The 20,614-nt window shown below is 39.5% G+C and carries 20 protein-coding genes; 12 read left to right on the forward strand and 8 right to left on the reverse strand.

Going from position 1 to position 20,614, the window contains the following annotated elements; translation table 11 throughout:
• Positions 1 to 66: 66 nt before the first annotated feature.
• From FLK20_RS13580 to allB, 4 genes are read left to right on the forward strand one after another with little or no spacing between them, the layout of a single operon-like run.
• A complete protein-coding gene (locus FLK20_RS13580; protein WP_227995048.1) occupies positions 67 to 1,320 on the forward strand; it encodes a Zn-dependent hydrolase in 1,254 nt (417 codons plus the stop codon).
• Positions 1,320 to 2,099, forward strand: coding sequence for a dihydroorotate dehydrogenase electron transfer subunit (locus FLK20_RS13585; protein ID WP_152657137.1), 780 nt, complete (start codon positions 1,320 to 1,322; stop codon positions 2,097 to 2,099). Before FLK20_RS13580 ends, FLK20_RS13585 begins: the two co-directional genes overlap by 1 nt.
• Complete coding sequence (locus tag FLK20_RS13590) at positions 2,099 to 3,034, forward strand: dihydroorotate dehydrogenase (protein WP_152657138.1); 936 nt, start codon at positions 2,099 to 2,101, stop codon at positions 3,032 to 3,034. The genes FLK20_RS13585 and FLK20_RS13590 overlap by 1 nt, the downstream gene beginning before the upstream one ends.
• A gap of 26 nt (positions 3,035 to 3,060) precedes the next feature.
• The gene (gene allB, locus FLK20_RS13595; RefSeq protein ID WP_152657139.1) at positions 3,061 to 4,452 is read left to right on the forward strand and encodes an allantoinase AllB; all 1,392 of its coding nucleotides are present in this window, start codon (positions 3,061 to 3,063) and stop codon (positions 4,450 to 4,452) included.
• 110 nt (positions 4,453 to 4,562) lie between these two features.
• Here the strand turns inward: allB and FLK20_RS13600 are convergent, their stop codons facing one another.
• Positions 4,563 to 5,327, reverse strand: coding sequence for a DeoR/GlpR family DNA-binding transcription regulator (locus FLK20_RS13600; RefSeq protein WP_152657140.1), 765 nt, complete (start codon positions 5,325 to 5,327; stop codon positions 4,563 to 4,565).
• Positions 5,328 to 5,574: 247 nt separating this feature from the next.
• Here FLK20_RS13600 and FLK20_RS13605 point away from each other — a divergent pair, with 247 nt between their 5' ends.
• From FLK20_RS13605 to phnX, 5 genes are all read left to right on the forward strand, one after another.
• Entirely contained in the window at positions 5,575 to 6,327 is a 753-nt protein-coding gene (locus FLK20_RS13605) for an ABC transporter ATP-binding protein (protein ID WP_152657141.1), read from the forward strand.
• Positions 6,320 to 7,945: an ABC transporter permease subunit gene (locus tag FLK20_RS13610; RefSeq protein ID WP_152657142.1), complete on the forward strand. Its 1,626-nt coding sequence runs from the start codon at positions 6,320 to 6,322 to the stop codon at positions 7,943 to 7,945. Before FLK20_RS13605 ends, FLK20_RS13610 begins: the two co-directional genes overlap by 8 nt.
• A gap of 9 nt (positions 7,946 to 7,954) precedes the next feature.
• Positions 7,955 to 8,938 (forward strand): extracellular solute-binding protein, encoded by a 984-nt coding sequence (locus tag FLK20_RS13615; RefSeq protein ID WP_227995049.1) that lies wholly within the window; start codon positions 7,955 to 7,957, stop codon positions 8,936 to 8,938.
• A gap of 71 nt (positions 8,939 to 9,009) precedes the next feature.
• Positions 9,010 to 10,104: a 2-aminoethylphosphonate--pyruvate transaminase gene (gene phnW / locus FLK20_RS13620; RefSeq protein WP_152657143.1), complete on the forward strand. Its 1,095-nt coding sequence runs from the start codon at positions 9,010 to 9,012 to the stop codon at positions 10,102 to 10,104.
• On the forward strand, positions 10,101 to 10,895 hold the full coding sequence (gene phnX, locus FLK20_RS13625) for a phosphonoacetaldehyde hydrolase (protein WP_152657144.1): 795 nt from the start codon (positions 10,101 to 10,103) through the stop codon (positions 10,893 to 10,895). The genes phnW and phnX overlap by 4 nt, the downstream gene beginning before the upstream one ends.
• A gap of 213 nt (positions 10,896 to 11,108) precedes the next feature.
• Here phnX and FLK20_RS13630 read toward each other — a convergent pair whose 3' ends face one another.
• The 6 genes from FLK20_RS13630 to FLK20_RS13655 all read right to left on the reverse strand — a co-directional run bounded on the left by FLK20_RS13630 (position 11,109) and on the right by FLK20_RS13655 (position 17,022).
• A complete protein-coding gene (locus FLK20_RS13630) occupies positions 11,109 to 11,756 on the reverse strand; it encodes a class II aldolase/adducin family protein (protein WP_152657145.1) in 648 nt (215 codons plus the stop codon).
• The gene (locus FLK20_RS13635; RefSeq protein ID WP_152657146.1) at positions 11,756 to 12,676 is read right to left on the reverse strand and encodes a 1-phosphofructokinase family hexose kinase; all 921 of its coding nucleotides are present in this window, start codon (positions 12,674 to 12,676) and stop codon (positions 11,756 to 11,758) included. The genes FLK20_RS13630 and FLK20_RS13635 overlap by 1 nt, the downstream gene beginning before the upstream one ends.
• Before the next feature lie 244 nt (positions 12,677 to 12,920).
• Positions 12,921 to 14,273 carry a PTS galactitol transporter subunit IIC gene (locus FLK20_RS13640; RefSeq protein ID WP_152657147.1) on the reverse strand — a complete coding sequence of 451 codons (1,353 nt, stop codon included), beginning with the start codon at positions 14,271 to 14,273 and terminating at the stop codon, positions 12,921 to 12,923.
• A 23-nt stretch (positions 14,274 to 14,296) separates the two neighbouring features.
• Positions 14,297 to 14,575 carry a PTS sugar transporter subunit IIB gene (locus FLK20_RS13645; RefSeq protein ID WP_152657148.1) on the reverse strand — a complete coding sequence of 93 codons (279 nt, stop codon included), beginning with the start codon at positions 14,573 to 14,575 and terminating at the stop codon, positions 14,297 to 14,299.
• A 1-nt stretch (position 14,576) separates the two neighbouring features.
• Complete coding sequence (locus FLK20_RS13650; protein ID WP_194165626.1) at positions 14,577 to 15,050, reverse strand: PTS sugar transporter subunit IIA; 474 nt, start codon at positions 15,048 to 15,050, stop codon at positions 14,577 to 14,579.
• A complete protein-coding gene (locus FLK20_RS13655) occupies positions 15,028 to 17,022 on the reverse strand; it encodes a BglG family transcription antiterminator (RefSeq protein ID WP_194165627.1) in 1,995 nt (664 codons plus the stop codon). The genes FLK20_RS13650 and FLK20_RS13655 overlap by 23 nt, the downstream gene beginning before the upstream one ends.
• A gap of 543 nt (positions 17,023 to 17,565) precedes the next feature.
• On the opposite strand from FLK20_RS13655, the gene FLK20_RS13660 reads away from it, so the two are divergent.
• On the forward strand, positions 17,566 to 18,642 hold the full coding sequence (locus FLK20_RS13660; RefSeq protein WP_152657151.1) for a tartrate dehydrogenase: 1,077 nt from the start codon (positions 17,566 to 17,568) through the stop codon (positions 18,640 to 18,642).
• Positions 18,643 to 18,790: 148 nt separating this feature from the next.
• Here the strand turns inward: FLK20_RS13660 and FLK20_RS13665 are convergent, their stop codons facing one another.
• Positions 18,791 to 19,711, reverse strand: coding sequence for a PTS transporter subunit EIIC (locus FLK20_RS13665; RefSeq protein ID WP_227995051.1), 921 nt, complete (start codon positions 19,709 to 19,711; stop codon positions 18,791 to 18,793).
• Between FLK20_RS13665 and FLK20_RS13670 the strand changes: the two genes are divergently transcribed.
• Together FLK20_RS13670 and FLK20_RS13675 are read left to right on the forward strand one after the other, a co-directional pair.
• Positions 19,704 to 20,138, forward strand: a complete 435-nt coding sequence (locus tag FLK20_RS13670; RefSeq protein WP_255473832.1) for a DeoR/GlpR family DNA-binding transcription regulator — start codon at positions 19,704 to 19,706, stop codon at positions 20,136 to 20,138. The two genes, FLK20_RS13665 and FLK20_RS13670, sit on opposite strands and share 8 nt — an antisense overlap.
• 191 nt (positions 20,139 to 20,329) lie before the next feature.
• Positions 20,330 to 20,590, forward strand: coding sequence for a PaaI family thioesterase (locus tag FLK20_RS13675; protein WP_152657153.1), 261 nt, complete (start codon positions 20,330 to 20,332; stop codon positions 20,588 to 20,590).
• Positions 20,591 to 20,614: the final 24 nt, after the last annotated feature.

Here is a 20,614-nt window from a genome sequence, read left to right on the forward strand (position 1 = left end):
AGTCTAGATGGTTAAATGAAGGATATATAATAAAAGCTAATGTCAAAGGAACAGGGGGGAGTTTGGTTGGATTTTCAAAGATTAGAGCAGACGCTAAAAAAAATCAATTCATATAGTGATGCTGGTGAAGGCATCAATAGGCTGGCCTATACAGCAATTGAACAGCAGGCTGTTAAGGACATTGCTTCTCTTTGTGAGAACGAAGGCCTGGCAGCCAGGTTTGATTCAGCCGGAAATCTGATAGTAAGGAAAGAAGGGGTAAATGCGAGTTTACCAGCTGTGGCTTTTGGGTCACATATTGATAGTGTTTATGAAGCAGGCGGATATGATGGCACAGTTGGAGTTGCGGCTGGACTGGAACTCATACGCAGCCTTCATGAAGAAAACATACAAACAGAGCATCCCTTGGAATTAATTGTTTTTGCGTGCGAGGAGTCAGCAAGATTTGGATTTTCGACGCTTGGCAGTAAAGCAATAGCCGGGCTGGTGAAAAAAGAAGCTATTGCTGAGTTACAGGATAAGGACGGTATCCTTTTGCAGGATGCTTTCAAAAAATGTGGGCTTGATTTGGATAAGCTGGGGGAAGCGAAGCAGAGAGAGGGAGCGTATAAAGCTTTCTTTGAGCTCCATGTTGAACAAGGCCCTATTTTGGAAAAAGAAAATAAACAAATAGGCATTGCGACAGGGATAGCTGGTGCGACAAGATTTCAGTTAAATATAACAGGTGTTGCATCACATTCTGGAACAACTCCAATGGATTATCGTAAGGATGCTTTTCTTGGAGCTGCTGAAATTGCTCTTGCAATCGAAAAGGCTGCCCAATCTGAAAATTCTATTGGAACAGTAGCAACCGTGGGCGTTTGTAATGTGAAGCCGGGTGCAATGAACGTTATCCCTGGAGCGGTGGAAATGAGTGTAGACATTCGCGGAATTTCAGAAAAATCGAAGCAGATCGTCATTCAGGAGCTGTTTCGGTCGATAAAAGCTATCGAAGAAAAACGCATGTTAATGGTTCAGCATACAAAAATAGGTGATCAGGCTCCAGTCCTTTTAAATCAAGATGTCATCCGGGAGCTAAGCAATACCTGTGAAGAAAGTCAGTATTCGTATCATATGATGTCCAGTGGTGCCGGGCATGATGCAATGAATATGGCAAAGCTGTGTCCTGTGGGGTTATTGTTTATACCATCTAAAAATGGTCTGAGTCATAATCCGGAAGAGTATAGCTCGATGGAGCAAATTGCATTAGGAGCAACTGTGCTGAAAAAGGAAGTATTGAAATGGGCGAAAGTTACGAGTAGTACAACGGGGCAGATATAATGAAACCATACGATTTAAAGATAATTTCCAATGTCCGGGTAAGTGAACGATACTGGCACTTGAAATTAGATGCGCGTCCTATTGCAGATTCTATTCGTCCAGGACAGTTTTTTAACATCAAATGTGCGGATTTAGCTTTTTTAAGAAGGCCGTTCAGTATTTATCGAATCAACAAAGAGGAAAAGACAATCGAATTTCTTTACCTTGTAAAGGGGAATGGCACTGTCCATTTAACGGAAGCAGCTCCAGGGGAATACCTGAATATTTTTGGACCGCTTGGGAATGGATTTGAGTTAAAAAAAGAATGGAATACAGTATTACTGCTTGCCAGAGGAGTAGGTATTGCAACGCTGGCTGCCCTGGCTCAGGAGGCTGCTGCAAATCAAGTAACATGCATAGCTGTGTTAAGTGCCAGAACCAATAACGATTTGCTTTCTACAGAAATGCTTGAGCGTTTGGGCGTCGAGGTTTATAAAGTAACAGAAGAAGATGGAACAAGTGATGTGGAAGCTGTAGAGAAGCTGATTGAAAACCTGTTGAAGGCCAACAGGATACAAGCGGCTTTTACTTGCGGATCTAAACGCCTGTCAAAACTGCTGCAGAGAATGGCAAAAATGGTACACCTCCCGGCTCAAATTGCATTGGAAGAACATATGGGATGTGCAATGGGGGTCTGCTATGCCTGTGTCTGTGATATTCAGGAGAATGATGATACCCATTCCGTAAGAGTCTGCAGAGAAGGTCCTGTTTTTGATTTGAACAAGGTGGTGTTGAAGTAATGGATCATTTGCAGCTTGGTGTGAAAATCGGTCATCTGTATTTAAAGAATCCCATTATGCCAGCCTCTGGTGCATTTGGTTTTGAAATGGAAACACTGATAGACTTTAATAACCTGGGTGCCATTGTGCCTAAGAGTATAACAAAGCATCCGCGCGGTGGAAATGCCACTCCCAGAGTGTGTGAAGTGAACGGAGGGATGATTAATTCTATCGGCATTCAAAGCAAGGGTGTAGATTACTACGTGAAGGAAATTTTACCTCATTATGAAAGATATGATACACCGCTTATTTCCAGTATTTCTGCAGACTCTGTGGAGGAATTTGCAGAAATGGCAGAAATAATCAGTAGAGAAAGCATTGTTTCCGGTATAGAATTAAATATTTCCTGCCCTAATTTAAAAGGGAATGGAAAAGCGTTCGGGATGGATGCTGCACTTTCCTATAACGTTGTAAAAAAAGTGAAGGATGTAACCGATAAACCAATTATTGCTAAGCTGACACCGAATGTGACAAGTATTCAGGAAATTGCTCTTGCTTGTGAAAAAGGAGGGGCAGACGCATTAAATGTTGCTAATACCTTCTTAGCAATGGCTGTGGATATTTATACCAGGGAGCCAAAAATCGGAAATGTATTAGGAGGCATCTCTGGTCCGGCAATAAAGCCGCTGATTGTCAGAATGATTTACCAGGTCAGAAAGGTAACAAACCTCCCGATTATAGGCTGTGGAGGAGTGATGACCTGGGAGGATGTCGTTGAAATGCTGCTGGTGGGAGCGAATGCTGTGCAGGTGGGAACGGCCAGCTTTATTAATCCAACTGCGCTGCCGGACATATTGGAAGGTCTCAAAGAATATATGACTGCTAATGGCGTGAAGGATATCAATGAACTTGTTGGAAAAGTGAATATAAAGCATAATCAAGTAGAAAGCATTTAATCGTTTGGATGGAGGAGGAGTAAAAAATGAAATGGGATTTAGTGATTGAAGGCGGAACAGTTGTAACAGAGCACGAATCGTATGAAGCAAATGTATACGTAAAGGATGGAATAATCAGCTCTATCTCCAAAGAAAAACTGGATGGAGATGCGTTGGAAACCGTGAATGCAGCAGGACAGTATGTGTTGCCCGGCCTTATTGATACGCATGTTCACTCCAGAGATGGGGGAGCCACGCATAAAGAAGATTTTTATCATTCCACCCAGGCAGCAGCTGCTGGCGGGATTACAACTATATTTGAAATGCCCAATACAAATCCGCCAGTAAACAACGCTGAAAACTTTCATAAACAGCAGGAAAATTTAACAGCAAAAGCACATGTTGATTTTGGATTATGGGGAATATGCCTCGGGGATTTAAATATTAATGAACTGGAAGGTTTAAATGAGTCGGGAGTTATTGGATTTAAATATTTTTGGGGATATGCCATCGATAAGCAGACCTTTGGGCTGATCTATAATTATAATGAAGGAATGAAAAATGTCATTCCTCCTGCTGATGATGGAGAGGTTTATCGGATGTTCGAAAAGGTAGCAAAGACAGGGAAGACGTTTGCTATTCATGCGGAAAACAGTGAGTTAATCAATCATTTAACAGAAGAGATGAAGAAAACGGGGAGGAGTGACTATGATACCCTGCTGGCTTCCAGACCGAGCCTGGCAGAAGAGTTAACGATACAAACCGGAATTGCAATGGCTAAACAGACAGGCGCAAGATTGCATATTCTTCATGTCAGCAGTGCAGAAGGGGTGGAATTAATTAAACGTGCCCAGGACGAAGGATATCCGATTACTGCGGAAACTTGTCCGCATTTCTTATTTCTGACAAATGAAGATTATGAAAAAATTGGACCGGAAATGAAGGTTTATCCGCTGATAAAATATAAAAAAGATCAGGAGAGATTATGGGAAGGTGTCAGAGAAGGGGTTCTTTCTATCGTTTGCTCAGACCATGCTCCCCATACACCGGAGGAAAAACAGGCTGATTTATGGGATGCACCTGCCGGGATGTGCGGTGTTGAGACACTGGCGCCGTTAATGCTTAAAGCCGTTTCAGATAAGAAGATTACCATACAGCAGCTGGTTTCCCTGCTTTCCACAAATCCGGCGAAGCAATTTGGAGTCTATCCTCAAAAAGGATCTCTCCAGGTTGGAACAGATGCCGATTTTACCATCGTAGATATGAACAAGGAAGGAACCATTAACAAAGAGAAGCTTCATAGTAAGAGTAAAGTGAGCGGCTTCGGCGGTATGAGTTTAAAAGGAATTCCTGTTTGTACGATTGTCAGAGGCTCAATAGTGATGCAGGATGGAGACATTCAAAGTGAGCCTGCAGGAAGAATCATTGTTTCAAAATAAGTAGTAAAGAGAGTCTAGAAAATGTTCAAAATAAAAAGCAGCGCTAATTATCTAAATGATAGATTATTGCTGCTTTTTAAGTGGTTCTGGAAATAGAAGTATCCTGCTGTCTAATCCTCTGCAACAATCAGCTTTGTCTCCACCTCACCAAACTGCTCCACAACGCCTTTATCCACCCTCTCATCGGTCACAATATAATCAATCTCATCCAACCCGGCAATATTCACTGTGACATTCTTCCCGAATTTAGAGCTATCTGCAGCAACATAGACCTCATGAGAAAGCTCAATAATCTTCTTGCGGGCGAGCGCTTCCTCCACATTATAATCGGAAATTCCCTTATCCATCGTAATTCCGCTGGCACAGATAAATGCTTTCTGTATGTTTAATTGATGAAAGTTAAATAAGTAATCATAGGTAACGACAGATTGTTCATTTTTTCTGACCTTCCCGCCAATAACAATGAGCTCAACAGCACTGTTCATTAATTCCAGGATGACAGGAACCGAGTTTGTAATGACTGTCAGATTTCTTTTTTCCTTAATATATTTTGCAATTTGATAAGTTGTAGAACCGCTGTCCAAATAAATGCAGTCCCCGTCTTCAATAAATGCATTACATCTTTTGGCAATGGCTGTTTTTTCGTCCAGATGGCTGATCATCCGCTCTTCCATGGAAGCTTCGCCAAACTTTGGCTCCACCAATTTGACGCCGCCGTATATCTTTTTCAGCTTTCCTTGCTCGGCAAGGGCATTTATATCTCTGCGCAGTGTATCTATTGAGATTTCCAGCTCTTTCTGAAGCTCAGGCATCTTCATCACTTTCTTTATCATTAATAAATCAATCATCTTCTGTTGTCTCTCAACTGGAAGCATTTTATCCTCCTCATGAACGTTTTGATTGGATTATGCTATATAAACAGTTTACGGGTACTTTGCAGCTTAATCAACCTGTTTACATAAAATTTAGAATCAAATATGTAAAAGTGGAGGATTTTTTGCATATAAAATATGCATGAATTATGCTTAATTTATTAATGATTTACATATTCTTAACACGATAAGTGATTTATCTTAATATTCGTTTTATATGATGGAGGTAACTCAGAGGAGGTGGTTCGTTTTGTTGGAACTACAAAATATAAGCAAACAATTCGATCAAAAAACAGTTTTAGAAAATATTAATCTTAAAATCAACAGCGGCGAAATTGTATCGCTGCTTGGGCCCAGCGGAAGCGGAAAAACAACCCTTTTGAATATTATCCTGGGATTGACCGGAATTGATCAGGGAAAAGTTATTTTTAATGATAAGGACTTAAGCTATGTAGATATGAAAAATCGTGGATTTAATATTGTATTTCAGGATTATGCGTTATTCCCGCATTTAAACGCCTATGAAAATATTGTATATGGATTGCGTAATAAAAAAGACACGGCATCAGCGGAGGAGGTCAGGGAATATATCGATTTCCTGGAGCTGAAGCCGCATTTGAAAAAGAAAATTGGTGAGCTGTCGGGCGGACAAAAGCAGCGGGTGGCCTTAGCAAGAACCCTTGTTACCAAGCCGAAGCTGCTGCTTTTGGATGAGCCGTTAAGTGCATTAGATGGTGTGATCAAGGAGTCGATTAAAGAAAGAATTAAGTCGATTGCCAAGGAGTTTAATCTGACAACCATTATTGTAACGCATGACCCGGAAGAAGCTTTAACGATATCCGATAAGATTTTAATTATTAACCAGGGAAATATTTCGCAGTTTGGGACACCCTTTGAAATTATTAATCAGCCGCAAAATGATTTTGTGAAGGAATTTATTTTAAGGCAGCTGCAGATTAAACGGCAAAATATATTTAACCTGTTTGGTGAAAAGTATGCGTAATGCAAAACCGGAAATGCGGGTTATCTTTATCATTATCTTATTATTATTCGTTGCTTTTCTGATAGCACCGCTGCTTGTTTTATTTTTCCGCTCATTTGTCACGGATGACGGGGGAGCGGGACTTTCAAATTATATGGCTTCTTTGTCAAATAGTACATTAATCAGTGCAATCGGCAACAGCATCAAGGTTTCAGGTGTGACAGCCATTATCACAACGGCGCTGGCATTTGCGTTAGCGTATGCGGTGAATTGTACAAGAATCTGTCAGCCTCTAAAGAGTGCGGTGAAAGTCGGAATTCTCATCCCGATGCTGATTCCTACGATTACTTACGGGTTTGCAATTATGTACACCTTTGGAAATCAAGGGTTATTGACAAAGCTTTTCGGCAGAAATTTGTTTGAAATCTATGGATTTAATGGACTGCTGATTGGATATGTTATCTATACACTGCCGGCAGCTTTCCTGTTAATCCATAATTCTTTCAAATATATTGATAAGAAATTTATCATTGTGTCCAAGCTGATGGGCGACAGAACATTAAGAAGCTTTCTGAACACAGTCGTTCGACCATTATTAGGAGCATTGGGCGGGGCATTTGTTTTATCCTTTATCCTCAGCTTCACAGATTTTGGGATACCGGCATCTGTAGGCGGGACGTATGATGTTGTTGCAACGCAGCTTTATCAGGCGATGCTCGGGTCGATTCCGGATTTCGGTCAGGGTGCTGTGATTGCTGTACTGATGTTATTTCCAGCAGTGGCAGGTGTTATTCTATTAAACTATCTGGAAAGATTCAATTTTCATTATGATAAGTTCAGTGAAACAGAATTAACACCGGGTAAGTTCCGGGACAGCTTCTATGGCATTTTATCTCTCGTTATTCTGCTGGCAATGTTTTCTGTATTTGCCGTAATGTTTATTGCACCATTTGTGACGGCTTTTCCTTATGATCTGAGCTTTACATGGGATCATATAATGGATGTTTTCGGGTCGAATGATCTCGTTTCGGTTTACAGAAATTCACTTATTGTGGCAGTTTTAACAGCTTTTTTAGGAACGATTATCGCATACGGATCAGCGCTTCTTAATGCGCGGACACCGATCAAAGGAAAACAAACCGTAGATATTTTTTCTATGATTACCAATACAGTGCCCGGCATGGTGCTGGGGCTGTCCTATTTACTGCTCTTCAATGACAGCAGTTTAAAAGGAACCTTTATCATTATTGTTTTATGTAACATGATGCATTACTTTACAACACCATATTTAATGGCGAAAAATGCACTGACAAAGATGAATCCGGACTGGGAAACGTCAGGAGAATTGCTGGGAGATAACTGGATTAAAACGGTATATCGCGTTATTTTACCGAACTCTGTATCTACCGTTTTAGAGATGTGCAGCTACTATTTCATCAATGCGATGGTAACCATCAGCGGTGTTATCTTCCTGGTATCCGCCCAGACGACCGTCGTAGCAAGCAAAATTAATGAACTGCAGCATTTTGCAAAGTTCAATGAAATATTTGTTTTATCTGTACTTATTTTCTTGACCAACCTAGTGGTTAGAGCCGTGTGTGACATTTTTCAAAAAAGAGCGGCAATCTATAAAAAGTGAGGGAAAAACATGTTGAAATCAATGAAGAAGTCTATCGCAGGAGCAGGAATCGGCTTGGCATTTGTTTTAGCAGGGTGCGGTGCACAAAGCAGTGATGATGTCGTGATTTATACCAATGCAGACGAAGAAGCAACGGCGGCGATGGAGACGGCGTTGGATGATGCAGGCTATGAAGGGGAATATATTTTGCAGTCCCAGGGGACATCTGAATTGGGAGGCAAGCTGCTGGCAGAAGGGGACCAAATTGAAGCAGATGTGGTAACAATGAGCTCTTATTTCCTGGACAGCGCGCAGGAACAGAATGAGATGTTTGCAGATTTAACCTATGAAACAAGTGCACTCGAAGAACCTCCGGCTTATTATGCGCCGATTTTAGGAAACACAGGTGCCATCTTTGTCAATACCGAGGTACTGAAGCAGCATGGCTTAGAGGCTCCGGACAGTATTGCTGATTTAGCAAAGCCTGAATACGAAGGACTTGTTTCGATTCCCAATATTGATGATTCTTCGACAGCATGGCTGATGGTGCAGGCAGTAATCAGCGAGTACGGAGAAGAAGAAGGAAAAGAAATTTTTCAAAATCTGATTACGAATGTTGGACCGCATCTGGAGAGCTCCGGCTCCGGTCCAATCAGCAAGGTGCAGGCAGGCGAAGTGGCTGCCGGCTTTGGACTGAGGCATCAGGCGGTTGTAGCGAAGGAATCAGGAGCACCAATTGACTTTGTTGATCCGACAGAAGGGAACTTCTCACTGACGGAAGCAGTGGCAGTAGTAAAAAAGGATAATGATGAAAAAACGCAAAAGGCAATGGATATGGCAGAGGTTATCTCCACAGATGCAAGAGAAGAGCTATTAACCTACTACCCTGTAGCTCTCTATGAAGGAGAAACCGTTGACGAGACACATAAACCGGCGCATTCTATGACATTTGACCAGCCATTAAACGTGGAGCTGTTGGAACAGCATCAGGAATTCTTTAATTCTGCAAAATAGGGGGCTGGATGTGGTTATTAATAAATGGAAATCTTTAAAATTTCCTATTCAGTAAAAAGGAGCGATATATTTTGGAACAATATAAACTATTAACACCAGGCCCTTTAACAACAACAAATACAGTGAAAGAGGAAATGCTCTTTGACCGCTGTACATGGGATCAGGATTACAAGGACATCACCCAGAAAATCCGCATGCAGCTGCTTGATTTGGCAAATGCTTCCCCGGAGGATTATACAACTGTACTGATGCAGGGGAGCGGGACATTTACAGTTGAATCTGTGATGACAACTGCAATGAATAAGAAGGATAAAGCATTGATTATCACGAATGGTACCTATGGGGAAAGAATTGTGCAGATGGCTGATTATACCGGTTTACATTATAAGCATTATAATGTTGCTTATAATGCTTATCCGGATGAAATGGAGCTGAAGTATATTTTAGAGCACGATTCTACGATTACGCATCTGGTGATGGTGCATTGTGAAACAACAACCGGCATATTGAACCCGGTGGAAATCGTTTCAAAGCTTGCTAAGGAGTATCACAAGACCCTAATAATTGATGCCATGAGCAGTTTTGGCGGTATCGAAATGGATATCCCGGACCTGGGTATCGACTATTTAATCAGCAGTGCAAACAAATGCATCCAGGGTGTGCCGGGATTCGGTTTTGTTATTGCAAAGCTGGATAAATTGCAGGCTTGTGAGGGAAATGCCGCCAGCTTATCTTTAGATTTATATGATCAGTGGAAGACAATGAATCAGGATGGAAAATGGCGTTATACTTCACCGACGCATGTTGTAGCAGCATTTTCTAAAGCAATCGATGAATTAATCGCAGAAGGAGGAATTCCAGCAAGATCGCGGCGTTATCAGCGTAATAATATGCAGCTGCGGGAGGGCTTGGAAAAGCTTGGATTCCGGGCTTATATAAAGGGGAAAAGGCAGTCGCCGATTATTACGACATTCCTGTTCCCGGATGACAAATTTGCATTTGAAGATTTTTATCATTATGTGAAGGAAAGAGGCTTTGTTCTGTATCCGGGCAAGCTGACAGAAATCAATACATTCCGGATTGGCAATATTGGAGAAGTCTATGAAGAAGATATAGAAAGATTGTGCAATGTAATCCAAGAATACATGGGAGTGGTGGTAAAATGAAAAAGGTAGAAGGCGTTATATTTGATTGGGCTGGAACAACTATTGATTTTGGCTGTTTTGCCCCGGTACATGCGTTTGTAACAGTTTTTAAAAAAGCAGGAATGGAAGTAACGATAGAAGAAGCAAGAGAGCCAATGGGGCTGACGAAGATCGATCATATCCGGACAATGCTTTCTATGCCGAGAGTTTCAGCTTTATGGAAAGAGGCGTACGGACGGGAGTTCACGGAGCAGGATGTAGAGAGTTTGAATGCTGACTTTGAATCTGCTCTCCTGGAAACGCTGGCAGCATATACGGACCCGAAGCCGGAGGTGCTGGAAACGATAGAGCAGTTGAGAAATCAAGGCTTAAAGATTGGCTCCAGCTCAGGCTACACGCAAAAGATGATGGAAGTGGTTGCTCCGGAAGCGGAGAAAAAAGGGTATCGGCCGGACTTTTATATGACAGCTGACGGAACAGGCGGATTAGGCAGGCCATATCCATATATGCTTTATCGGAATATGGAAGCCTTGAAATTAACAGCAGCCCGCCATGTGGTTAAAGTAGGGGATACTGTTCCGGATATAGATGAGGCATTAAACGCCGGAGTCTGGTCTGTTGCAGTGATTATTGGCAGCTCGGAAATGGGATTGAGTGAAGAAGAATTTCATGCGTTATCTGAAGCCGAGCAGGAGGAATTGATTGTTCGGGTAGAAAAAACTTTTACAGAGCATGGGGCTGATTTTACGATTCGGACGCTGGGAGAGTTGCCTGGGGTTATTGAGGAGATTGATCAGCAGCTTCAGAAATAAATCTGGTTTTGATTTTGTAAAATAATATCTGCACTTTATGCTGCAAACAGCTGTGTCGTACTTCTTTCAAAGTATCAGACACAGCTGTTTTTGTATATATAAGTTTAACCGTGAAAAATCACTGCTTAAAGCCTTGTTTTAAATGTGAAGGAGTTATCAATTTAATTATCAAGCATGCGTGGTGGAGTATTCGTATAAAAGCTCATTGCTATTCTATTCATCCAAATTATAATGATAATCTTTCTGAAAATCGATATTCTCGCCAACTTTTGAAAGAAGATACATTTTGTAAGCAACATAAGCGTTGTATTCTATTCTTTCAACCATATCGTATGCTTTCTCCAGCGACTTATCTGCCACTACCAGACCATGTCTTTCCAATAATAGTCCGGCCGGTATTTTATCAGCATCCCGTTCTGCAATCGTTTCCCTTACTAAAGCCGCTAGTTCCGGAGAGGTTGCCGGCCGATAATCCAGACAAGGGATATCGCCGATTTTTTGAGTAGCTTCTGTAATATTTGGCATATCTTTCCCCATACTTGCCCAAACCATAGATTCTTTTGCGTGAGCATGAATGACACAGTTAATGGCAGGATTCTCTTCATAACAAGCCATATGCATATTGATTTCTCTTGTTAGTCTTCCTTCCCCCTCGATAATATTTAAGTCTTTATCTACTACTAAAATTTGAAATGGGCTTAAATCACAACGGTAGTTTTGAGACATTAAAGTAGGCGTCATAATAAAATGCTCATCACTAACCTTTAAACTGAGATTTCCACCGGCTGCATTCGTTTGGAATCTATCAAACATGGTCTTTACGATTTCACACATAGTTTTTCTTTCTTCAGAATATAGCATTATATCACCTCATGTATTTTTAAATTATTTTCAATAAACTCAAAGTCATCCTTATTAATTTGACAGCTGCTGTAATGCTGTACTTTGCTGGCAGAGCAGAGGATGCCCCACCGGACCCTGTCTGAGATATCAAATCCATTTGCGACACCATAAATATAACCGGCCACAAAAGCATCCCCTGCCCCTGTATCACTCTGAACATTCACTTCAGGAGGGACAGCCTGATAGAATCTGTTCTCCACCTTATATAGCGCACCTTCAGAACCCAAGCTGCATACCGCATTTGGCACTTTTTCACAAATTCGATTAAACTTTTGATGAATAGGCTCATCTCCAGGAAATAAATCATTAATCTCGTGCTTATTCGGTTTCACAAAGTCTATCTTCTCTTCTATAGCTACATGTAAATATTCCTCTGCAACATCACATGCAACGTAAGCGTTTTGTTCCTTCAACAGACGAATAAGATATCTGAAATCTTCAACGGAAAATCCTTGTGCCGGCTTTCCGACGACAGCAATATCGTCAGGACGAATGTTTTCTTTGATATATGAATACATTTTTTCTTTATCGTTATCTGAAACTTTTAGTCCTCTTTCCGTTATCATATAACTGCCGCCGCTGCTATTAATCACAATGATACTTTCCCTGGTCCGTTGATCAGGTATGTCGATAAATTCATGATTCATGTGGTACTTATCAAAGATGGATACCAGCTCTGCTTTATTTAACTCTCCGGAAAATCCGGTTGCTTTATTAGGCGTACCACCAAGCTGCTCTAAAATAGCCGATACATGCGTTGGCTTCCCGCCAAGATCAACATATTTTTCTCTGATTATATTGTTTTTTTCAGGGGTCAAATCACCTTCAAGATAAACAATCCTGTCTATCGCTGGATTGGGTGTAATTGTGTAAATCAAATTATCCCTCCTTCCGTGATAGTTTTTCTCTCATCTTTCCTAATCTATTTTTATATGCAGAAAATAAAATATCCTCTGCATATAGCTTCACTAGAATGCTAATAATAAAAGCCATAAACCACATGCTTACATCTTTCGTGAAAAAACCAATTACCATTAGCAGAAATGCTAAGACAACCATAAAGTACCAAAATAGTTTTGATTTTAAAATAAAATTCAAAGGTCTCACTCTTTCATGTTTATATTATTTTTCTGCCTCACTAAAATATTTTTCATTATCTCTTTTTCTTCCAAAGTAGAATATAATGAACAGCCCAATCCATACGATGACACCAAGGATTCCCCACCATTCTCCGGCCATTGCATTGGCAAACACTAATTTAAATTCCCCATTTTCAATTGTGCTCCATGTCAGCATACTGCCTGCTTCTACATTTACTGCTCCAGTCTCATTTGCCAATCTTGTTATATAAGGAGCAAAGTATGTGGAGATATATAAGAAAACAGGTGCGGTAATAACACCGTATATAATGGATCTGACAAGGTTTCCTCTAGTTAGTAAGACTACTGCGACACAGACAGAAAGATTGACGATTCCTCCAAACGGTAATACTGCATTTCCCGGTAAGATGACAGAAAACAGCAGTAATACGGGGATGATAACAATCGCAGATACCCAAATTTCATTTCTGCCAGCTAAGATCGGCCAATCTAAACCAATAAATATCTCTCTATCACCAAAACGTTTTTTCATAAACTCAGAAATTGCATCGGAAATAGGTGATAACGCTTGCATAAATAACTTAGAAACCATAGGGAACAGAGTTAAAGCTGTGGCTGCTTGTATTCCTAGAACAAGTGAATCTTGTAAACCATAGTTAGCAGCCAGTCCCAATAAGAAACCAATGAGACCGCCCATAATATGGTTTTCTGCAAACACACCAAGCTTATCTCTTAATGCCTCGGCATCCATTTTTTTGTTTAAGAAAGGTACTTTGTCCATTAATTTATCAATTGGATAAAGCAAGGAAGCAATAATTGTCATATGATGTGGTACAGTAACCCCCGGTATTCCAGTTAAATCCTCTATTTCTTTTCCCCAAATGTCACCGATCTTCAGCTCAATAACAACCTGAATACTGGCAACAATAAATCCTAAAATCACACTGCCGGAAAGAAACATAACCAAAATGGCAGTGAATATTTTTCCCCATACATTCCACATGTCTACATTAAGTGTTTTGGTCAGCTTGAAAGCCAGCATCACAATATTAATCCCGACAGTAATTGGGAACATAAGAAATGCCAAAGGCCAGGACCATGTAATTGCTGCAGCAGTTGTCCATCCGCCGTCCACAGCATTTAAATTAATCCCTGTATTTTCAGCAAATGATTGTGCAGCGGGACTGATAGAAGCCAGCATAAAATCAACAACTAATGACATACCGGAAAAGGCTACCCCAAATATGATTGCTGCACTTAATGCATCTTTAAATTTCATCCGTGCAATAAGTCCAATAACTAACATAATTAAAGGGACAAACACTGGAGCACCCATGTCTAAAATATACTCAACAATATTTTGCAAAAAATCCATCTGTCTTCTCCTTCCTTTACGGTTTAATTTTTAAGAATTTGAATCAGTTTTTCTGTTTCTTCCTGCAATCCCATGCCCGTAAGGAAAGCAATCCCGTTTAACATCGGAATATCATATTCTTTACCGCCTTTTGTAATAGAAATGTAGACATCCGCCGATTTAATATAGCTGTCTAAGGATTTAATATCTACTGCCTCTACATTTGCTTTGATTTTATTGTCATCTAAAATTCTCTTTACCTTTGAAGCCACTGTCTGACTTGTTGCTACACCACTTCCACAAGCTACGATTACATTTTTCATTCTAATTTCCTCCCATTAAATAATGATTTAGTTTATTCTCAAGCTGTTTTGTATCTTTTTCCTCGAAAATTATTCTGGAGAAATCCTCCGTTTGGAAATGCTCCATAAGGGTGGAGAGCAATATCGTTTGATTCTTTGGCTCTGTAATACCAAGGAAGAAAATAAGCTTTACACTTAATTCCTCGCTCGAGTTCCCCATATTTTGAAATTTCAGTTCATCCTGCAGCTGAACAAGATAAATAAAAGGTGTTCTCACATGAACTGCATCCGTGTGCGGAATAGCAATATTGCAATAACTTGTCCTTAAACCTGTGGGAAAGCTGTGTTCTCTTTCAATCAGGGCTTCCTGATAAGAAGCATTTACATATCTCAGTGATACTAATTCCTCAGCTACTTCTGCAAAGAGTTCCTTCCTGCTTTGGGAAGGGTGATTCAATTTCATTAATTTGGAGCTAAATAAGCTCTTGAATTCCATCTTTGTATCTCCTTTCGATGAGCTTAAATGCGTCTTCACCGGTAGAATTATATAGTGCATCCATAAATTCAATATCCATAAAAAGACTGTTTAGCTGTAATAATTTTTTTACATGAGAATTATCTTTATTAGGAGATAAACATAAAACACATGACCTTATCGTTGGACTGACAACAAGCTGAAAATCTTCACAATATACACCATCGTTATAATGTGCATGAGGTAAATAGACCTCTGGACCAATCAGCATGGATTCATATTTTTCTTTGAATATGTGCAAGGCTGCCTCTGAATACGCTGGTGCGATAGATTTTCGCTCCTGCATTTTTTCCAGGCCGATTTGTGCCATTTCAAAAATATGATTCACATGAACAAAGCTGATTTGTTCTGGTCTTAAAATAGAATGGCTTATGTCCGTATTTTCTCTATCATCCTGAAAAAAACGATGTGCTTTCTCCTTGATATCCTCAAATTTTTCTTCGGGTATGACATCCCGTAGAAAATTCATTAATTGTTTTGTTTTAATACTTGGATTGGCAACAATATGGTTTTCTACCTTGTTGATAAATTCTTTTCGCTTTTTTTCATCGAAAAGATTAACCATCACAAAAATTTTCTTATCCGTCTGAAGCGGAGCGGTCGTAAAAACAATATCGATATCTGGATTTTCCTGATAAAATTGCCGCTCGCTATAAGTCCCCAGGAAATTAATATTCGGGAACATATCCTTCAGCTGGACATTCATTAATTCCGATATGGAGTTACCGCTCTGGCATACGACAATTGCTGTGACCTCTTTATTATTTTGATAAGCATCATTGTTGACCTGATACATATGCCCAAGCACAATCATAGAAAGGTAAACGATTTCAGCTTCACTGAGGGTTATTTTTTCATATTCTCCTACAATTTCCTTAATTACCTCATAGACTGGATAATACCGATTGATAAAATCTCTTTGGATAGGATTTTCAAGTGTTAAACCCAATCGTTTTCGGATTAAAGCAGGACTCAGGTGCTGCATTAGTTTTTTCTTAAATTGGTTGTCTCGGAAGTTGAAAGCCAGCTTATCCTCTAATTTTTTTATAATAAAGGAGACAAATTCTTCTACTTCTGTTTCACTTGTTAAGCTGGAATCCAGGTCAATCCGATTAGCTCCCAGGAAAATGAGAGACAAATAGGTCAGGTCCTGTATTGATAGATCTGGATACTCCCAAAATAATTCTTGAATCTGCTTAAATTCACTTGTCTGATTTAATTCCTGATACTTGATAGACAGGTTCCATTCATCTTTCATAACGTTCGCCCGTTTAATCATGATGAGAATAATATAGGGCAGCTTTGAAAGATATTCGTCACTGAGTGTAATGTTTATCTTTCTTTCGAGCCTTCTGATTCTTTCTGTAAGCAGGAAATACTCTCCTCTGGCATAAATGGCTTTATCTTCTAAAAGATTTCTTCCATTCGGATATAAAAATAACCTGTCTATGATATTAATCAGCTCAGCTCTGATCCTGACCTCATCTCCCGCTAAATAAAATCCGTCTTTCCTCGTGTATTGAATAGAAATTCCATCAGATTTTATCTCGCTGTTGATCGCTTTGATGTCGTTGGTTAGCGTGTTTTTGCTGGCCAGGCAATGATCTGAGAGCTCTAATAAAGATAAATATTCACTGTCATCCAGCGCTATCTTTAAAAACGCTATATCTCTCCTTACCTCTGGTTTGAATATTGGAGTCATTTCATCAATGGGAATATGATAATGACTGGCAATATTTTTACTATGTTTGTGGGGAATATAGATAATTTCATCGTTACTAAAAATAATGTCTTGGTGGAACTGTGAATTGATTTCTCTTTTCAACTGCTCCAATTCTTCATAGGTTAAATTATAAGAAGTTAAAAGCTGCTGGATGTTGAGATGATTTTCTTTTAACAGGTCACTTATAATTTGTTTCTCTGAGTGCTTCATTCCGCCACCTCCCATTTGTGCACAACCTCATTATAAGACAGAATATTTCGCCATACGTGCTGGTTCATCACAACTTTGATTTTGGTTGTTTTATTTTTGTGATGAAGTATAGGCATTGACAAATCGAAATAATCTATTAGGAGGTAAAAGAGAAAATAATGAAAGAATAGGAATAGAAAGCTTGCAGCTTTTGTGACAAGCTTTCTTCTTATCTTTATTTTTTATGTTATACTACGGATAGACTTGAATAACCAAACTATTCTTTATAATTAGTAAAGATGGAGAAGCTGCTTTGAGTTCTATTTAGTAAAGCAGCTGAGGTTTATAAATATTGCTTCTTGTATCATAGAATAATATTCTTGCCTGCTCTCAATAAAAGGTAAGCGATTGTACTTTTGTGTAAACGCCTTCCCGAAACAATATACTAATATATCAAGCTGAAATAAAAAGTAAAAATGAGTTAAGCTCTTTTTTCATCGACAAACTATATGTTAAATGAAAGTTACATAATTTACTGATCAACGATAGAGTGGAGGAGTATTAATGAAAGAATGGAAGGTAGCACTTGTTCCGGGAGACGGAATAGGTCCGGAAGTAGTTGCAGAAGGTGTCAAGGTATTACAGACAATAGAAAGGCTGGATGACAGACTTTCCTTTCAATTTGAAAGTTTCCCCTGGGGCTGTGAGTATTACTTAGAACACCAAAAGATGATGGCCGATGACGGGATAGAACAATTGAAGAATTTTGATGCGATTTATCTTGGGGCAGTCGGATATCCTGGTGTTCCCGATCATATCTCACTTTGGGATTTATTATTGAAAATTCGCAAAGGCTTTGATCAATATGTGAATTTACGTCCAGTCCGTTTATTAAATCAAGAGCTGTCCCCGATTAAAAACAAAACGGAAGAGGATATTGATTTTCTGGTTATCCGGGAGAATAGTGAAGGGGAGTATGCCGGAGCTGGCGATTGGCTGTTTAAAGGAAAGAAAGAAGAGGTTGTTTTGCAAACCGGTGTTTTTTCCCGTAAAGGAACAGAGCGGATTATCCGGTATGCTTTTGAGGAGGCGCGTAAGCAGAAGAAATCATTGACCAGCATCAGTAAGGCAAATGCGCTCAATTACTCGATGGTTTTCTGGGATGAAGTATTTGAGGAAGTAGGAAAAGAATATCCGGATGTGAGAACAGAGTCCTATTTAGTCGATGCTGCGAGCATGTTTTTTGTGATGCATCCGGAACGCTTTGAAATCGTGGTAACCTCTAATTTATTTGGAGATATTTTAACGGATATTGGTGCTGCCATTACTGGTGGAATGGGGCTTGCAACAGGAGCGAATGTGAATCCGGAAAGGGAATATCCTTCTATGTTTGAACCAGTCCACGGCTCCGCACCGGATATTGCCGGTCAAGGAATTGCCAACCCGATTGCGGCGATATGGTCTGTGGCACAAATGCTGGAGCATTTTGGGGAGGCAGAATGGGGAAGGCGGCTTGTCGATACGATAAAAGAAATCATTGATGAAAAGAAGGTACTTACGCCAGACCTTGGCGGAAAGCATCGTACTTCTGAAGTTGGGGATTATTTTGTGGAGAAAATAGCAGGGAATTTTAAGAGATAAGGTTGCAGTAGTATAAAGATGTATAGGGGCTTGAACAGAGCAGGCATGAGCTGCGATTTGCCGAAAAGGGTTTGCATAACCTCTTAAAATAACAAAGGGGCTGTTACACAATCGATTCCCCGATTGTGTAACAGCCCCTGTTGTTTGATTAACTATTTCTTTTGATAACTTCCTCTATTAATTCATCGAGAACAGGATCTTGAAGATAGCTGTTTAATGATATAATTTGTATATTTGGATGAGCATTTTTTGTTCTTTCTACTAAATCTTTATGAACAACAATTACTTCACTATCTTGAGGAGCGTCCTCAATGCGATAGTTTTTCACTTCTACATCTGTAATTCCGGCTTTTTGTAATTTACGCTTGAATGTTGTTGCTCCCATGGCGCTGCTGCCCATACCGGCATCACATGCAAACGAAATTTTCTTAAATGGTGAAAAAGTGTTGGCGTTTTCATTATCAGATTCTAAAGTATCCTCTTTTTGATTTAGAAGATTTTTTCCTTCTGATTTCATTGCTTTCGACTTCTCAACAGATGCTTGCAGTTTATCATCATCATTTTCTGATTTACTTGATTTTAAGATGAAAGAAGTTACTAAGAATGATACGATCGTAGCAACTAATACACCGGCGATTACCCCAATGAAGTTCCCTCTTGGTGTCAATGCCAGATAGGAAATAATAGAACCGGGACTTGGTCCTGCTACTAAGCCAGCATCAAAAAGCTGGAATGTAATAATACCAGATACACCGCCCAGAATCATAGCTATAATTGTTAATGGTCTCATGAGCACATAAGGGAAGTACAATTCATGAATACCGCCGAAGAAGTGAATAATGATTGCTCCAGGAGCAGTACGTCTTGCTGTTTTGGCACCGAACAGCGTGAAAGCCAACAGCAACCCAAGACCAGGACCGGGATTAGAAGCTACCATGAAATAAATAGATTTACCAGCTTCTAAGGTTTGTTGCATTCCTAAAGGATAGTAGATACCCTGGCCTTTCCTTAAAGAGGAATCGGTAATTATTATTGATGGAAGTACGACAAACTTAACTTTAGTGAACAAAATTCCTCAGGATTTTAGAGCAACAATTATTACAAATAGCCCTCCGATAGCAGTTGCCTTATCTCAACATCGAAATATTGAAGTAATTAATCTGGGAGGGATTTTCTATAAACAATCGATGATTAATGTTGGTGTGGAAACTTATCAATCATTAAGTAAAATGCGGGCAGATCTGTATATAATGGGAATTTATAATATAGATATTGAGTCTGGTGTAAGTGTGCCGACTATGCAAGAGGCAGAAATTAAGAGTTGCATGATTGACGTTTCTACAGAAGTATTATCGATGTTAACGAAAGATAAGTTTGGAACAGTAAGTAAACATATAGTAAGCTCTATTGAAAATATTAGTTATCTGATCTCGGATGAAATTCCGGAACAAGTGCGCCGGGATTATAGCAAAGAAAAAGTGCTATTAATTGATTGAGAATGCTATTTTTAGGTTTCATAACGTGAATAACTATTTTCTATGTGAATTTAAATCTGTCATGCAGCAAAAAAATTAATATAGCTTCTATCTTGTTAATTAAATAGTGGTTGGAATTAGTCTGCTAATATTAATAGCAGGAGGAACAAGGATTGCTGCTATTCAGTTAGATATGCGTTGAGAGTTTGAAAATGTCCAAAATTTTTCATGGTGGTGCTATCATATCATTAGTTGATACACCTATGGGAATAGCTGCAAGAAGTATTGAAGCAGAAAAAGTATCGACAATTCAGCTTGAAGTAAGATTTATTAAACCCGTTCAGTCAGGGGTAATTACGACAATTTCTAAAATAAAATATGAGCAAAAGAGTACGTGCATTATAGAATGTCAGGTGAAGAATACAGAGCAGGAGCTAATAGCATTGGGCACGTCTACTTTTAAAAAGAATTAAGAAGTGAAAATTTAATGAATAAAG

The organism is Oceanobacillus sp. CFH 90083, assembly GCF_009389585.1.
GTDB lineage: Bacteria > Bacillota > Bacilli > Bacillales > Amphibacillaceae > Oceanobacillus.

Excerpts from the sequence above, each read along its gene's own strand:
- FLK20_RS13585 (WP_152657137.1), top strand. The coding sequence starts at position 1,320 with ATGAAACCATACGATTTAAAGATAATTTCCAATGTCCGGGTAAGTGAA.
- FLK20_RS13590 (WP_152657138.1), top strand. The coding sequence starts at position 2,099 with ATGGATCATTTGCAGCTTGGTGTGAAAATCGGTCATCTGTATTTAAAG.
- allB (WP_152657139.1), top strand. The coding sequence starts at position 3,061 with ATGAAATGGGATTTAGTGATTGAAGGCGGAACAGTTGTAACAGAGCAC.
- FLK20_RS13600 (WP_152657140.1), bottom strand. The coding sequence starts at position 5,327 with ATGCTTCCAGTTGAGAGACAACAGAAGATGATTGATTTATTAATGATA.
- FLK20_RS13610 (WP_152657142.1), top strand. The coding sequence starts at position 6,320 with ATGCGTAATGCAAAACCGGAAATGCGGGTTATCTTTATCATTATCTTA.
- FLK20_RS13615 (WP_227995049.1), top strand. The coding sequence starts at position 7,955 with ATGTTGAAATCAATGAAGAAGTCTATCGCAGGAGCAGGAATCGGCTTG.
- phnX (WP_152657144.1), top strand. The coding sequence starts at position 10,101 with ATGAAAAAGGTAGAAGGCGTTATATTTGATTGGGCTGGAACAACTATT.
- FLK20_RS13630 (WP_152657145.1), bottom strand. The coding sequence starts at position 11,756 with ATGCTATATTCTGAAGAAAGAAAAACTATGTGTGAAATCGTAAAGACC.
- FLK20_RS13640 (WP_152657147.1), bottom strand. The coding sequence starts at position 14,273 with ATGGATTTTTTGCAAAATATTGTTGAGTATATTTTAGACATGGGTGCT.
- FLK20_RS13645 (WP_152657148.1), bottom strand. The coding sequence starts at position 14,575 with ATGAAAAATGTAATCGTAGCTTGTGGAAGTGGTGTAGCAACAAGTCAG.
- FLK20_RS13650 (WP_194165626.1), bottom strand. The coding sequence starts at position 15,050 with ATGGAATTCAAGAGCTTATTTAGCTCCAAATTAATGAAATTGAATCAC.
- FLK20_RS13655 (WP_194165627.1), bottom strand. The coding sequence starts at position 17,022 with ATGAAGCACTCAGAGAAACAAATTATAAGTGACCTGTTAAAAGAAAAT.
- FLK20_RS13660 (WP_152657151.1), top strand. The coding sequence starts at position 17,566 with ATGAAAGAATGGAAGGTAGCACTTGTTCCGGGAGACGGAATAGGTCCG.
- FLK20_RS13675 (WP_152657153.1), top strand. The coding sequence starts at position 20,330 with ATGTCCAAAATTTTTCATGGTGGTGCTATCATATCATTAGTTGATACA.